The sequence below is a fragment of the Actinacidiphila sp. bgisy167 genome (genome assembly GCF_965342175.1).
In the GTDB taxonomy this organism is placed as follows: domain Bacteria; phylum Actinomycetota; class Actinomycetes; order Streptomycetales; family Streptomycetaceae; genus Actinacidiphila.
This window is the reverse complement of sequence record NZ_CBDRBL010000012.1, coordinates 99,122-112,516: the sequence shown is the minus strand read 5'-3', so window position 1 is coordinate 112,516 and position 13,395 is coordinate 99,122. Positions and strand designations below refer to the sequence as shown.

The 13,395-nt window shown below is 73.0% G+C and carries 13 protein-coding genes; 9 read left to right on the top strand and 4 right to left on the bottom strand.

Going from position 1 to position 13,395, the window contains the following annotated elements:
* Positions 1-224: 224 nt before the first annotated feature.
* Entirely contained in the window at positions 225-500 is a 276-nt protein-coding gene (locus ACRWND_RS07465; RefSeq protein ID WP_431947218.1) for a chaplin, read from the bottom strand.
* Between the two features lie 173 nt (positions 501-673).
* Here ACRWND_RS07465 and ACRWND_RS07460 point away from each other — a divergent pair, with 173 nt between their 5' ends.
* Positions 674-2,125: a S8 family peptidase gene (locus tag ACRWND_RS07460; protein ID WP_431947216.1), complete on the top strand. Its 1,452-nt coding sequence runs from the start codon at positions 674-676 to the stop codon at positions 2,123-2,125.
* A gap of 60 nt (positions 2,126-2,185) precedes the next feature.
* Here the strand turns inward: ACRWND_RS07460 and ACRWND_RS07455 are convergent, their stop codons facing one another.
* Together ACRWND_RS07455 and ACRWND_RS07450 are read right to left on the bottom strand one after the other, a co-directional pair.
* Positions 2,186-2,551: a chaplin gene (locus ACRWND_RS07455; RefSeq protein WP_431947214.1), complete on the bottom strand. Its 366-nt coding sequence runs from the start codon at positions 2,549-2,551 to the stop codon at positions 2,186-2,188.
* A 270-nt stretch (positions 2,552-2,821) separates the two neighbouring features.
* Positions 2,822-4,723: a glycosyltransferase family 2 protein gene (locus tag ACRWND_RS07450; protein ID WP_431947212.1), complete on the bottom strand. Its 1,902-nt coding sequence runs from the start codon at positions 4,721-4,723 to the stop codon at positions 2,822-2,824.
* 242 nt (positions 4,724-4,965) lie between these two features.
* Here ACRWND_RS07450 and ACRWND_RS07445 point away from each other — a divergent pair, with 242 nt between their 5' ends.
* From ACRWND_RS07445 to ACRWND_RS07420, 6 genes are all read left to right on the top strand, one after another.
* A complete protein-coding gene (locus ACRWND_RS07445; protein WP_431947210.1) occupies positions 4,966-5,742 on the top strand; it encodes an IclR family transcriptional regulator in 777 nt (258 codons plus the stop codon).
* Entirely contained in the window at positions 5,739-6,635 is an 897-nt protein-coding gene (locus tag ACRWND_RS07440) for an SMP-30/gluconolactonase/LRE family protein (protein ID WP_431947208.1), read from the top strand. Before ACRWND_RS07445 ends, ACRWND_RS07440 begins: the two co-directional genes overlap by 4 nt.
* Positions 6,636-6,740: 105 nt before the next feature.
* Positions 6,741-7,469 carry an SCO2400 family protein gene (locus ACRWND_RS07435; protein WP_431947206.1) on the top strand — a complete coding sequence of 243 codons (729 nt, stop codon included), beginning with the start codon at positions 6,741-6,743 and terminating at the stop codon, positions 7,467-7,469.
* A gap of 200 nt (positions 7,470-7,669) precedes the next feature.
* The gene (locus ACRWND_RS07430; RefSeq protein WP_431947204.1) at positions 7,670-8,677 is read left to right on the top strand and encodes an NADP-dependent oxidoreductase; all 1,008 of its coding nucleotides are present in this window, start codon (positions 7,670-7,672) and stop codon (positions 8,675-8,677) included.
* A 580-nt stretch (positions 8,678-9,257) separates the two neighbouring features.
* Positions 9,258-9,806 carry a hypothetical protein gene (locus ACRWND_RS07425; RefSeq protein ID WP_431947202.1) on the top strand — a complete coding sequence of 183 codons (549 nt, stop codon included), beginning with the start codon at positions 9,258-9,260 and terminating at the stop codon, positions 9,804-9,806.
* Between the two features lie 35 nt (positions 9,807-9,841).
* Positions 9,842-10,669 (top strand): EI24 domain-containing protein, encoded by an 828-nt coding sequence (locus ACRWND_RS07420; RefSeq protein WP_431947200.1) that lies wholly within the window; start codon positions 9,842-9,844, stop codon positions 10,667-10,669.
* Between the two features lie 222 nt (positions 10,670-10,891).
* Here the strand turns inward: ACRWND_RS07420 and ACRWND_RS07415 are convergent, their stop codons facing one another.
* Complete coding sequence (locus tag ACRWND_RS07415) at positions 10,892-11,053, bottom strand: Arc family DNA-binding protein (RefSeq protein ID WP_431947198.1); 162 nt, start codon at positions 11,051-11,053, stop codon at positions 10,892-10,894.
* 28 nt (positions 11,054-11,081) lie between these two features.
* On the opposite strand from ACRWND_RS07415, the gene ACRWND_RS07410 reads away from it, so the two are divergent.
* Together ACRWND_RS07410 and ACRWND_RS07405 are read left to right on the top strand one after the other, a co-directional pair.
* The gene (locus ACRWND_RS07410) at positions 11,082-12,308 is read left to right on the top strand and encodes an RNA-guided endonuclease InsQ/TnpB family protein (RefSeq protein WP_431947196.1); all 1,227 of its coding nucleotides are present in this window, start codon (positions 11,082-11,084) and stop codon (positions 12,306-12,308) included.
* Between the two features lie 200 nt (positions 12,309-12,508).
* Entirely contained in the window at positions 12,509-13,279 is a 771-nt protein-coding gene (locus ACRWND_RS07405; protein WP_431947194.1) for a methyltransferase domain-containing protein, read from the top strand.
* Positions 13,280-13,395 lie beyond the last annotated feature (116 nt).

The window sequence follows — 13,395 nt, the reverse complement described above, 5'->3', positions numbered from 1 at the left end:
CACCAGATACCTCCAAGTGACTGGAGTTCAGACGTGTGCTCTTCCGATCTTCGACGTCCCGCGATTCTCTGCCACCGTGGACGTCAAAGGCCTGTGCGGTGGGCGCGAGGGCCGTGCTCCCGGTCGCGGCCGCCGTGGGGTGGCGCGGGCGGGAGGCCTCTCGAGCGTGTCACAGCTCCTGACGAGACGCGGACGGCAGGCGGGCGCCCTCGAGGGCGCCGCCGTCAGGCGTTGATGCAGGCGTTGCCGGTGGTGAAGTTCAGCAGCGAGGGCGCGAGGGTGTTGATGCTGTTGCCGCACAGGTTGATCGGGACGTTGACCGGGACCTGGATGACGTTGCCGCTGAGCACACCCGGGGAGCCGACGGCCGCACCCTCGGCCGAGGCGCCGCCGCGGTCGAAGTCCTTGCCGCCGTCGCTGGCGAGGGCGCCGCCCGCACTGCCCATCACCGCGACACCGGCCGCAACGGTCAGCACTGCGGCCTTCGAGAGACGCTTCACGAGCTTTTCCTTTCCTTGTTCACTGGTTGTGCGGTCTGGTCAACGACGCTCGAGGCGGGGCGGATGCGGAGCATCACCCGAACAGCCGCCGGAACGGGGCGCCCAGGATGCTGAGCTGATAACCAGAAACCTGGGGGATCGTCAGATCTACTACCGGTCAAGGAGCTCCGCAGATGCGACCTTCCTTCCGGCGGACCGCCTCCGCCGCCTTGATGACGGCCCTTCCCGCCCTCGCCCTGGCGACGCCCCTGCCGAGCGCGGCGGAACCGCGGCCCGGTCCGCCGGGCGCGATCCCGGACCAGTACATCGTGACGCTGCACGACGGCACGGCGCCGCAGACCGTCCTCGAGGGGTTGGGTGTCCAGCCGTTGTTCACCTACCGGCATGCGATCGCCGGCTTCGCCGCCCGGCTCACCCCGGCCCAGGTGCAGAGGGTGCGTGCCGCGCCCGGCGTGGACGAGGTGGAGCAGGACGCGGTGGTCTCCATCCCCCTCGGGGAGGACGCCCCCGCCGACAGCGACCTGGAGCCTCCGTACCCCGGTGGCCTCCCGGGTGAGCCGACCGGACCCGTCGATTTCCCGCAGACGGCCACCGCCCCCGCGGCCCCGGCCCAGGGACCCGGGCCGGGACAGGGGCCATTCCCGGCGGGGCCGGTTCCACCCCCGGGGCAGGCGACGCCGGCACGGTCCGGCCCGCTACCGCCGGCGCCGGATCAGACGGTGCCGTACCAGCCGGCGCTGGGCTCGGTCGCCCCGGCGCCGGTCGCCCCGGAGCCCCGGACGAGAGGGCTGCGCGGCCTGGGCGGTTTCACGCCCTGGGGACTGACCCGGATCAACAACCGGGCCCTTGGGGGAACGGGCTTCGAGGTGCGTGCCACGGGCGCCAAGGTCACCTCGTACATCGTCGACAGCGGCATCGAGTTCTCCCACCCGGACTTCGGCGGTCGTGCCGTTCCCGGCTACGACGCGATCGGCGACGGCCTGGACGGCGGGGACTGCAACGGCCACGGCACCCATGTGGCCGGGGTCGTCGGCGGCTACTACACCGGGGTCGCGCGCAAGACGGCACTGGTGTCGGTACGGGTCTTCCCGTGCGTCGGGCGCACCTCCAACTCCGCGGTGATCGCGGGCGTCGACTGGGTGGCCGGGCACGCGAGGAAGCCCGCCGTGGCGAATCTGTCGCTCGCCGGGCGCTGGTCGCCGGCCGCCAACAGGGCTGTGGAGGGCCTGGCAGCCGCCGGGGTGTTCCCCGTGGCCGCGGCCGGGAACGACAACCTCAACGCGTGCTTCGTGTCACCGGCGAGCTCGCGGACGGCCTTCACGGTCGGGGCGATCGACCAGGAGGACCGCCGCGCCTGGTTCAGCAACTGGGGCACCTGCGTCGACATCCATGCACCGGGCATGGGCATCCTGTCGGCGTACCTCAACGGGAGCTTCCGCGACATGGACGGCACGTCGATGGCCGCTCCGCACGTCACCGGGATCGCCGCCCTCTACAAGGACACCCACGGTGACGTGTCCTTCAAGGACCTCAGCGCGTGGCTCACCGGTCACGCCGTCCGCAACGTTCCCATCGACGGCGGCTACGGCACCGCGCGGCTGTCGGCCTACACCAACGGCCTGTGACATGGCGGGGCCGCCGGAGGGAGTGCCCTCCGGCGGCCCCGGGAGATGGGACGGTCCGCGTCAGCCGTTGATGCAGACGTTGCCCGCGACGGGGTTGAGCAGGCCGAGCCCGTTCAGGCCGTTGCCGCAGACGTTGATCGGAACGTTGATCGGCACCTGGACGACGTTGCCGCTCAGGAAGCCGGGGGAGCCGAAGGCGAGAGCGCTGGCGTTGGCGCCGCCGCGGCCGAAGCCGAAGGTGTCGAAGCCGTAGCCCCTTCCGTAGCCCTTCTCGTAGCCCTTGCTGTGGCCGTAACCCTTGCCGTGGCCCTTTCCGTAGCCCTTGCCGCCGCCGTCCCAGCCCTCGGCGAGGGCGGTGGTGGCGGAACCGAGGACGAGGGCACCGGTGGCGGCCGTCAGGGCGACGGCCTTGGAGAAACGCTTCACTTCTGTTCCTTTCGGACTGGACGGACCAGAGGTCTTGATCTCATAACTACCCAATTTGTCCATGAATGTGCACTATCACCCGGATAGTGCTACCGGATGGCGCAGTGCGTGGTCGATCGTCAGCCCCGCCCTCCGGGACTGGCGTTCGGGTTTCCGCAGGACGAGGGGAACGGGCAAGGAGGCGCCGCGGTGACGGTAGGTCAGGTCGCGTGGACGGGCTTCTCCATCGCCCTGACGCCGCGTCGGCCGCTCCGTACGCGACCCGGCCCTTCAGCGCCGCACCAGGTGCCGGCGCATCGCGGCGATCCGGGTGGTGGCGCGTCGCCGGGGCGCGCGGTGCCGGCCCCTGCCCCTGTGCCGGACCTCCCGTGCGGCCGACGCGGCCGACGCGGCCACCGCGGCCCGGCGCCGCGGCACACCGGACTGCCGGGCCAGCAGCGGGGCCGGGGTGGTCAGCAGCATGGCCGCCGCCCAGGCGAGGGGCGCCGGGTCGGCGTGGCCGAGGGGGAACGCGGCGAACAGCGCACCGGCGAGCAGGGCCGCCCACAGCAGGGGGACCCCGAAGGCGGCGAGCCGGTCCGGGCGGGCCGGGCCGGTCCCGGCGTTCCTGCGCGGCGTGCGCCGCAGCAGTGCCCCGCCGAGGGCGGTCAGGTGGAGCGGGGCCGCCAGCGCGGACACCGCCGCCCCGGCGGCTCCGGAGCAGCCCCTCGGCCGGTGGGGGCTGACGTTGCGTCCGCGGATGCCCAGGCAGAGGGCGATCCGGAACGCGGCGGCGGTGCCGTGGAGGGCCAGCCACACCGCGGGGTCGAAGGCGGCCCCGGGGGCGCCCACCAGCAGGAGGAGGACGCAGGCGAGCACGGTGACGAGCCAGCCGAGCCCCGCGAGGGGGTAGCGGGTGGCAGCCAGCGTGTAGGTGAGCAGGCTGCCGGGGCGCAGCTTCCACGGGGCCTTCCAGAACTGGCGCAGGAGGGACTCGCAGGCGCCGCGGCTCCGGCTCCGCTGCAGGGCGAAGAAGTCGGCCCAGGAGGACGGTCCGCCGCCGACGGCCACCACGTCCGGGGTGTGCACCGAGCGCCAGGTGCGGCCGGTGACGGGATTGCGGCGGCTGTGGATCGCCAGCCCGGTGGCCAGGTCGCCGGCGGCGGAGTCGTAGAGCCCGCCGGCCTGTCGCAGCGCCGAGACCCGGACGGCGTTCGTGGTGCCGGTGAACAGGGCGGAGCCGTAGCGGTTGGCGGCCCGCTGGACGGACGCGTCGACGAGCAGGCGGTGGCTCTCGGCGGCCCTGGTCACGACCGTGCCGTGGTCGCCGTGGACCTGCGGGCCGACGACGAACGCGATGTCCGGGTCGCGGAAGTAACCGAGCGTCCGCTCGAGGTAGTTGGGCAGCGGGATCTGTCCGGCGTCGACGCAGGCGGTGAACTCGTAGGCGTCGCCGTGGGCGTCGAGCCAGGCGTTGTGGTCGCCGTGCCGGGTGCCGGCGCGGAAGGGGCCCTCGGGCCGGTTCCAGCGTTCGACGCCCTTGCGGGTGAAGTGCCGCACGCCCAGCGTCTCGCAGAGTTCCCGGACCTGCGGGTCGCCCTCCGCGTCCAGCACCCATACGTCGAGCGGGCCGTCGTGCCGTACGCGCACGGCGCCTTCCAGGGTGGCCCGCACCGCGGCCAGGGACTCCCCGGCCGGGGCTGAGGCCAGCAGGGCCACCCGAGTGCCCGGTACCGGGGCGACCGGGACCGGGTCGCGGGCGACCAGGGCGGCGTGGGCGTGGGAGGCGGCGGCGACCAGTCGGCAGAGCCCGACGAGCCCGAGGCAGACCAGCACCGCGACGTCGGCGGCGTACGCCCACTGCGGCACGGACTCGAGTGCCGTCCAGTGACGCGGCTGCAGCAGCCAGGCCGGCACACCCAGCGCGGCCAGGGGAGCCGCGACGAGCAGCAGCCGGGTGCGGGCCCGGTGGCCCTCGCGGTAGATCAGGGAGCGGTACCTGACCCGGTACAGGACTCCTGGCCGCGGCGGGTCGCTGAGAGCTCCGGCAAGTGTGCCGTGGCGCGCGTAGTCGTGGGGGCGGGGAGCGCCGGTGTCCGGCGCCGACCGGCCGTCGTCGCCGGTGGCCGGTGAGGGGACGAGCCCGCCGGTCCGGGCGGGCGTCTTGCGCATGCTGCTGGGCGTGATCGTCACGGCGACCCCGTAGGAGGAGGGAGGAGGAGAGAGGTGAAGGAATCACCGGAAGGTGCGAGTCAGGACAAAAGCCCTGATGGGCACTGAGAAAGTAGCAAACGGCCCTAGACTTGTCCGACAAGCCGACAATCGGCGTGGCGTGTGTGCGAGCGTTGCCCGCTTTACCCGGCGCGGATAGGCTGTGTTCGCGATACCGATCGCTATGCGAAATATCGAACAGGTGCCGGAGAGAGCGAGCAGAGATGGGACGTCTCGTACCCGCCGTGACCAGAGCCCTGGACATCCTGGAGCTCTTCCTCGAAGGCGACGGCACGATGTCCGCGCCCGAGATCACCCGCAGGCTCGGTCTGCCGCGCACCACCGTGCACGAGCTGGTGACGACCCTCGCCGCGCGCAGCTATCTGGTGCCGCAGGCCGGCCAGCCGGGCCGCTACCGCCTCGGCGTGCGCACGTACCAGCTGGGCAGCCGCTACGCGGAGCAGCTCGACCTCGCCGCCGAGGGCCAGCAGGTGGCCCGTGCGGTCGCGGAGACCTGCGACGAGACGGTGCATGTGGCGATCCTGGAGGGCGCCGACGTCATCTACATCGCCAAGGTGGACAGCACCCACGCGGTGCGGATGGTGTCGGCCGCCGGGCGGCGGCTGCCCGCGCACTGCACCTCCGTGGGCAAGATGCTGCTGGCCTCGCTGCCGCCGGACGACCTCGACGAACGCCTGCCGGGCGACGGCCCGCTGAAGGCGATGACCGAGCACAGCATCACCACGGCCGGCGAACTGCGGCGCCAACTGGACGCGGTGCGCGAGCGGGGCGTCGCCGTCGAGCGGCGCGAGTCCAACCCCGACGTCTCGTGCGTCGCCGCCCCGGTCCGCGACTCGGCGGGGCGGGTGGTGGCCGCGCTCAGCATTTCGGTGCCGATGATCCGCTGGAGCGAGGAGCGCCGGGTGGAGCTGGAGGAACTCGCCGTCAAGGGCGCGGCCGACCTGTCCGAGCGTCTCGGCTACCGGGGCGGTGCGCGGTGAGCGCCGTCGAACTGGCCCTGAAGGCCGGGGCGCGGCTCGGTGAGGGCCCCACCTGGGACCCGGTCGCCGCGCGGTTGCTGTGGGTGGACATCCTCGCCTCCCGGGTGCACTGGTACGACCCGGCCGGCGGAGGCGACACCGTGATGGCGACCGAGCAGCACGTCGGCGCCGCCAAGCCGCGCGCGGGCGGCGGCGTGGTGGTCAACCTGCGCGACGGGGTGGGACTGTACGACGCGGACGGCGCCTTCCGCTGGCTGCACCGCGACCCCGTCCCCGGGCGGCGGGGCAACGACGCCGCCGTGGACGCCGCCGGCACCCTGTGGGCCGGCACCATGCGCTACGACGAGGCGCCCGGCGGCGGCACCCTGCGCCGGATCGCGCCGGACGGCACGGTCGTGCCGGTGCTGGACGACGTGACCGTCAGCAACGGCACCGACTGGAGCCCGGACGGCTCCCTGATGTACTACGTGGACAGCCCGACCCGGCGCATCGACGTGTTCGACGTCGACCGCGACACCGGACTCGTGCGCGAGCGACGGCCGTTCGCCGTCGTCGAGGAGTCCGCGGGAGTCCCGGACGGGCTCACCGTGGACGCCGAGGGCTGCGTCTGGGTGGCCCTGTGGGACGGGGCGGCCGTCCGCCGCTACACCCCGCGGGGCGAGCTGGACCGGGTGGTGGAGGTGCCGGTGCGGCGGCCCACGGCGTGCGCCTTCGGCGGTCCGTCCCTGACGGATCTCTACATCACTTCCGCGAGCACGGGTCTTGACCCCCGGGAGCTGGCGGAGCGGCCCCTGTCGGGATCGCTGCTGGTGGTGCCGGCGGCCGGGCAGGGGATGCCCGATGTGCCGTTCGGCGGTGGAACCTGTGGTGGTTCGGGGTCGATTCGGGGCTGATCGCCGCCCTGAACCCGCATGTCCCAGGTTTCACAGAGGTTTCACGGGATCAACGGGCTTCTCATATGTACGTCGTATCGCTGCGTCCCATACGCTGCCCGGGCAATGGACTACTGCGCAGCCTGCCGACGGCACATCAACGGCGCCCTCTCTTGCCCGGGGTGCGGAACGCCCGCCCACCAGCTCAGCGAGCAGGGGCCCGCTGACGCGCCCGGGCGGGAACCCGCCACCGGCGACGGAGCGAACACCGGGACCTTCGAGGGCGGCCGTGCGGAGCGCCGCAAGTCCGGGGAGCGGGGCCCGCGCCGCTCCGGAAGCCGGGTCCGCACCCGCCGGGTCCGCGCCCGCCGCCGTTCACGGCTGCTGGTCGGCACTCTGGTGGGCGCCGCGATCGTGCTCGTCGGCTGGAGCGTGGCGGAACTGCCGCTCGCCGGCTATGTGACGGAGGCGAACTCGGCCGCCCCGGAGCACTCGCCGGCCGGCGGCGCCTCCCCGGGCACGGCCGCCTCGCCCCGCAGCGGCGCCTCCGGAGCCCCGACGGCGCCCGAGCACGCGGGCGCCACGGCGTCCGCGAGTGCCAGTGCGAGTGCGAGCGCCTCCGTGTCGCCCAGCGTCTCGGAGAGCGCCGAGAAGCCGCCGTCCCCCACGGTGTCGGTCTCCGCCACGGTCAGCCACACGCCCACCGTCCCCTCCGTGGGCGCCACCCCGGAGGACGACGGGGGCGGTTCTCCCACCTCCGCGGCCCCGCCGCACTCGGCGCCGGCCTCCCCGCCGGTCGCCCCGACGCCGCCGCCGAAGCCCCCGTGCAACCGTTTCCTGTGGTGGTGCACCTGACGGGCGCCGTGCCCGTCCCCCCCCGGATCCTCCGCCGTTCCGTTCCACATCCTTTGCGCGGCCGTGCTCCAGGTGCGGCCGCCGCTCGCCTCCGCCGGCGCTCCGGTGCGCGCGGGGACACGCCGACAGCGCTCTGTTTGACTTACTCGGATCTCCCGCCTCATGGTGACTTGAGAATCAAAAGTTTGGAGGCGTTCCGCATGCCCAAGAGTCGCGAATGGCACCTGGTCGCCCGTCCTCACGGGTGGCCGCAGCCGGAGGACTTCGCACTGCGTGAGACCGAGGTCCCCGCGCCCGGGCCGGGGGAGATCCTCGTGCGCAATCTCTTCGTCTCGGTCGACCCCTACATGCGCGGCAGAATGAACGACGCCAAGTCGTACGCGGAGCCGTACGGGCTGGACGAGCCCATGCAGGGCGGCGCGGTCGGCCGGGTCGTCGCCTCCGGTGCCGAGGACTTCGCCCCCGGCGACCACGTGCTGCACTTCCTCGGCTGGCGCGAGTACGCCCTGGTCAAGGCGAAGAGCGCGGTCAAGGTCGACCCCGGCCTCGCCCCGCTGAGCAGCTACCTGGGCGTGCTCGGGATGACCGGTCTCACCGCCTACGCGGGTCTGCTCCGCGTCGCCGCCCTCAAGGAGGGCGACACGGTCTTCGTCTCCGGCGCGGCCGGTGCGGTCGGCAGCCAGGTCGGCCAGATCGCCAAGCTCAAGGGCGCCGCACGGGTGATCGGCAGCGCCGGCTCGGACGAGAAGGTCGCGCTCCTGCGCGAGGAGTACGGCTTTGACGCCACCTTCAACTACAAGAACGGCCCCGTGGCCGAGCAACTCGCGGCGGCCGCGCCCGAGGGCATCGACGTCTATTTCGACAACGTGGGCGGTGAGCACCTCGAGGCGGCCATCGGCGCCCTCAACCTCCGCGGCCGGGTCGCCGTCTGCGGGATGATCGCCCACTACAACGCCACCGAGCCCGCCCCGGGCCCCCGCAACCTGTTCCGGCTCATCCAGAACCGGCTGCGCATCGAGGGATTCCTCGTCGGCGACCACTACGATCTCCAGCCGCTGTTCGTCGAGGAGGTCGGCGGCTGGATCCGGGAGGGCAAGCTGCGCTACCGCGAGACCGTCGTCGACGGCATCGAGAAGAACCTGGATGCCTTCCTCGGGGTCCTGCGCGGCGACAACATCGGGAAGATGCTGGTGCGTCTGCCGGAGTAGGGCGGGGCGGACGGTGACGGCAACGGGAGCGGAGAGAGGGCCGGAGCCGCAGGTGGCCGAACGCCCGCTCCGCGGCCGGAACGCACGCCGCCGGCCGTCCCCATGGCCCCTTCGACGCGGGCCCGTATCGCGCCGGCGTGCCGCTCGGCGCAGATCCGGGCCCCTCGGAGGGTAAGCGGCGCGCTGTCGCGGGTACGTAGACGGCGAGGTCCCGCACAGCCCCGTCGGCCGCCGCATCTGCCGGTGGCCGGGGGGCTGACCCCATACGCCCCGGGGAGGTCCCTGACAGCCTCTCCGGGGTACGGGCCCGCCGAGCCGGCCCGCGCCGCCGGCCCCGGTTCCGTACGCGCGGACCGGCGCCACCGCCGCTTCGGGCGTCCACCGCGGCGAGGAAGGGCGCCGTCCCGTTCTGCGGGCGCACACCGCCGACCCGGTACCGGCGGCCGCTCGGTGACGATGAGTCAGCTTCCGTGCGGTGCGGTCCCCCGGGCGGACCCCGTCCGATTGCGGGCCGCGGGCCAGGACACGACGCTCGTGCCAACCGCACCGCTCTCCAAGGCGCCCACCCCCAGGAGCCGCGTTGACCGTACGCAAGCGCATCCGTCCGTTCCTGGCAGGCGCGGCACTCCTCCTGGCCGGGTCGTCCATGATCCCGAGCGGCTCCGCGCGGGCCGGCGAACCGCCCGCACCCGCTGTCGCCGACTGCACGGTGAACGGCCGGCCGGTCGCCGGAAGCGCCGTCACCGGCGGCCAGGGTTTCGACGAGATCGACTGCCCGTACGGCGTCCCCGCCGGGGTGGTGGTCGCCGGGGGCGGCGGCATCGACGTCATCACCGTCCGCGGCGGCAACGCGGGGAGCGTCGACGGCGGCGACGGGGCCGACATGATCGAGATCAACGGCGGGAACAGCGGGCGCGTCGCGGGAGGCGCCGGCGGCGACCTGGTCGACCTGATCGGCGACGCCGACGCCAACTCCGGCATCGTCAGCGGCGGGCCGGGCGACGACGTGCTCTTCCTGCGGGCCGAGGACACCGCCGGCACCGGAGTCGTCACCGGTGACACCGGCTCGGACGTCTGCCTGTTCGACCCGGACCTCTCGGGCGCCCGCGACTGCGAGGTCATGGTCTGAACCGTACGGCTCGCGGTTCGCATACCCTGTCGCGCATGCGAGATCTCGCCGCCGGTATACGGCTCTTCGTGGACGGCCAGCGATGGGTGCTGCGGCACGGACGCTGGTTCGGCTTCGGGCTACTGCCCGCGCTGATCACCTTCGTCGGCTACGCGGCGGCACTGGTCGGCCTCGCCTTCTGGGCCGACGACGCCGCCGCCTGGGCCACGCCCTTCGCCGACGCCTGGGACTCGCCTTGGCGCGGCTTGTTCCGCGGGCTGCTCACCGCGGTCGTCTTCGGCGGCGGCCTGCTGCTGTCGGTGATCTCCTTCACCGCGGTGACCCTCCTGGTCGGCCAGCCCTTCTACGAGTCCCTCGCCGAGCGGGTCGACGTCTCCGAGGGCGGCGCCCCGGACGCGCCCGAGGTCCCGCTGTGGCGCGATCTGCTGCGCTCCGCCCGGGACAGTTTGCGGGTGCTGGTCCGGGTCGCGGCCTGGAGCGTCCTGCTCTTCGCCGCCGGCTTCATCCCCGTCGTCGGCCAGACCGTCGTCCCCGTGTTCGGCTTCTGCGTCTCCGGGTACTTCCTCGCCCTCGAACTCAGCGGCGTGGCCTTCCAGCGCCGGGAGGTGCCGCTGCGGGAGCGGATGCGCGTGCTGCGCGGGCGGATGGCGCTCACGCTCGGGTTCGGGGTGCCGCTGACCCTGTGCTTCCTGGTACCGCTGGTCTCCGTCGTGCTCATGCCGGGCGCGGTGGCCGGAGGGACCCTTCTGGCGCGGTCCCTGATGCCGCCGCAGGACGACCCGGAGCGCTCGCGCGAGGACCCGGAGCCGCGACCGGAGCCCGAGGCGCCCGTGCGGCCGCCGCTGGACCTGCGCAAGCCCTGACGTCCTCGCCGCCCGGACGACCGGCGCCGACGTGACCGGGTCGGCCGGCGGTGGCCGGCTCGGCAGGGTGAGGCAGGACACCGAGCGGCAGAACCGGCCGCTTCGCCTCGGCTGAGGCGGACCGCGCGGATCCGTCACCGGTTGCCTCCGAGGATGCCCCGGTCTTCAGGTCGGGGAGGAATCGGACCCCTGCGGAGCAGGGCAGGGGAAGAGCAATCGCCGTCAGGGCGATTGGTCGTCTGCCGGGACGTTGTCGCGCCCGACCTCCAGCCGGTGCACGATCTCGGAGTTGAGGGACCGTCGGTCGCGCTTGGCGACGGCGACGAGCCACGCGTGAAGGTCTGCGGGCAGGCGGAGTGTGATGCGTACTTCTTCATGATTCATGCCTCAACTGTAGTGGTAGGCTGGTGTCATGACGGCACGGCAGACAGTCGCGGAGGGTACGGGGCATGCCCGGTACACCTACCGGCTCCGCGTGTCGTCGACCGCCCGCGCCGGCCTGGAGGCCGAGTGGGCGCGCTGCCGGTGGGTGTGGAACGAGTGCGTGGCCATGTCCCGCAAGGTCCACGCCGCGAACCGCGCCCGCCCGGACGACAAGGTGACGTGCGGCCCGGCCCAGCTCGACAAGATGCTGACCGAAGCCCGCACCGCGATGTCGTGGCTGCGGGAAGGCGCATCGGTGCCGCAGCAGCAGACCATCCGCGACTTCGCCACATCCCGTGCGAAGGCACTCAAGGACATCAGGGCCGGGCTGCCGGTGAAGCAGCGCGCGGGCATGCCCAAACCGAAGAAGAAGCGGGAAGCGCTGCCGACGCTGAACTACACCACCCGCGGCTTCCGCCTCAAGGACGGGCGTCTGCACCTGGCCGGCGGAATCGTCCTGCCCGTGGTCTGGTCGCGCGGCCTGCCGTCCCCGCCGTCGAGCGTTCGCGTGTACCAGGACAGCCTCGGTCACTGGTACGCATCGTTCGTCGTCGTGACCGCAGTGCAGCCGCTCCCGGAGACAGGCCGCGTGCTCGGCGTGGACTGGGGCGTCAAGGAGACCGCCACCACCACGAGCGACGCCCACGACCTGCCGCACGCGCAGCACGGCAGGACCGCCGCGCAGAGGCTGGCCCGTTACCAGCGGATGATGGCGCGCCGTAAGCCCGCGCGCGGCCAGGCCGCGTCCAACGGCTACCGCCAGGTGCAGGCCCAGGCCGTGAAGCTGCACAAGAAGGTGGCGTGGCAGCGGCAGGACATCGCCCGCACATGGGCCAAGCGCGTCGTGACCGACCACGACGTCATCGCGGTCGAGGACTTCCGGCCGAAGTTCCTCGCGAAGACCACCATGGCGCGTAAAGCTGCCGACGCGGCGATCGGCGCCACGAAGACGGCCCTGATCGAGATGGGCCGCAAGCACGGGCGGGACATCCGTCTCGTGCATCCCGCGCACACCACCATGGACTGCGCGGCGTGCGGAGCGAGAACCAAGCACGCACTTCCTCTTTCGGAACGTACCTACACCTGCACCGCGTGCGGAGTCGTATCCCCCAGGGACAAGAACTCCGCGCGCGTGATGCTGGTCCGGGCTGGTCTCAACCCGGCTGGCGTCGAGGGCGTAAGACCTCCGGGGGCGCTGCTCCCGGAGGCAGCCTGAGCCAGGAATCCCCTCCCTTCAGGGAGGGGAGGTGTCAAACAGCTGAGGCCCGAGCGGGCCGAGGAGGCGCCTCACCACCGGGGGAAGCCCCTTGCACCGCTGACAGACCGGTTCGCCGTCGGGGGCGAAGCGGAGGGAACCGTTCCGCGCCCGCCGGGTGACCTTACTGCGGAGGACAAGCCCGCGAGGGGGAGGGCGTCATGGCGCAGCGCACCAACCAGTACGACGACAACCCGCAGAGCTACCGCGCCTATTGGGTGGGCCGCGGCTACGAGCACGACGCGGAGGTCGTCGCGTTGCGCCGGCTCCTCGACGGGCGGCACTTCGGCCACGCCGCGGACATCGGAGGCGGCTACGGCAGGCTCGTCCCCGTGCTGCGGGAGTTCGCCGACCGGGTCACGCTGGTGGACGCCAGCCGCAAGCAGCTCGACGACGCGGAGCAGTACCTCAAGGGGATCGCCGGGGTGAGCATGCGGCTGATGAGCGCGGGCGGCCTGGGCCTGAACTCCGAGAGCGTGGACCTTGTCACGATGATCCGCGTCATGCACCACCTGCCCGACCCGCGGGACGCCCTGACCGAGGTCGCCCGGATACTGCGCCCGGGCGGCACCGCCGTCATCGAGACCGCCAACCTCGCGCACGCCGCCAACCGGCTGCGCTACGCGGCGCACCGCAGGCGGGTGCCGCGGTCGCCGGTGGACATCCGCTCGCCGGAGAACCGCGAGCGCGACAGCATCCCGTTCGTCAACCACCATCCGCGCACGGTCGCCGCGCAACTCGAGGCCGCGGGGCTGCGCGAGGAGCGGCGGTTGTCGGTGTCCAACCTGCGCAGCACGCGGCTGAAGCGGGTCGTCCCGCACACGGCGCTGGTGCGGGCCGAGGGCGTGCTGCAGTCCCCGCTGGCCCGCGTGGGGTTCGGGCCGAGCATCTTCTTCCTCGTCCGCAAACCGGGCAGGGCTCTGCCGGCCTAGGACCGCCCCGCGGATGTGCGCCCCGCACCTTAAGTCCGTGCCCTCGGCGCCCGTCCCCGTGCGGCCGGGCGGTGGGCAGCCTCCGGGCCGTGCGGCGCACGGGACCAGGACCCGGT

What these genes read in the sequence shown, in the direction of transcription:
- ACRWND_RS07415 (WP_431947198.1), bottom strand. Translation starts at nt 11,053, where the DNA reads ATGAATCATGAAGAAGTACGCATCACACTCCGCCTGCCCGCAGACCTT.
- ACRWND_RS07460 (WP_431947216.1), top strand. Translation starts at nt 674, where the DNA reads ATGCGACCTTCCTTCCGGCGGACCGCCTCCGCCGCCTTGATGACGGCC.
- ACRWND_RS07420 (WP_431947200.1), top strand. Translation starts at nt 9,842, where the DNA reads ATGCGAGATCTCGCCGCCGGTATACGGCTCTTCGTGGACGGCCAGCGA.
- ACRWND_RS07445 (WP_431947210.1), top strand. Translation starts at nt 4,966, where the DNA reads ATGGGACGTCTCGTACCCGCCGTGACCAGAGCCCTGGACATCCTGGAG.
- ACRWND_RS07405 (WP_431947194.1), top strand. Translation starts at nt 12,509, where the DNA reads ATGGCGCAGCGCACCAACCAGTACGACGACAACCCGCAGAGCTACCGC.
- ACRWND_RS07410 (WP_431947196.1), top strand. Translation starts at nt 11,082, where the DNA reads ATGACGGCACGGCAGACAGTCGCGGAGGGTACGGGGCATGCCCGGTAC.
- ACRWND_RS07435 (WP_431947206.1), top strand. Translation starts at nt 6,741, where the DNA reads ATGGACTACTGCGCAGCCTGCCGACGGCACATCAACGGCGCCCTCTCT.
- ACRWND_RS07430 (WP_431947204.1), top strand. Translation starts at nt 7,670, where the DNA reads ATGCCCAAGAGTCGCGAATGGCACCTGGTCGCCCGTCCTCACGGGTGG.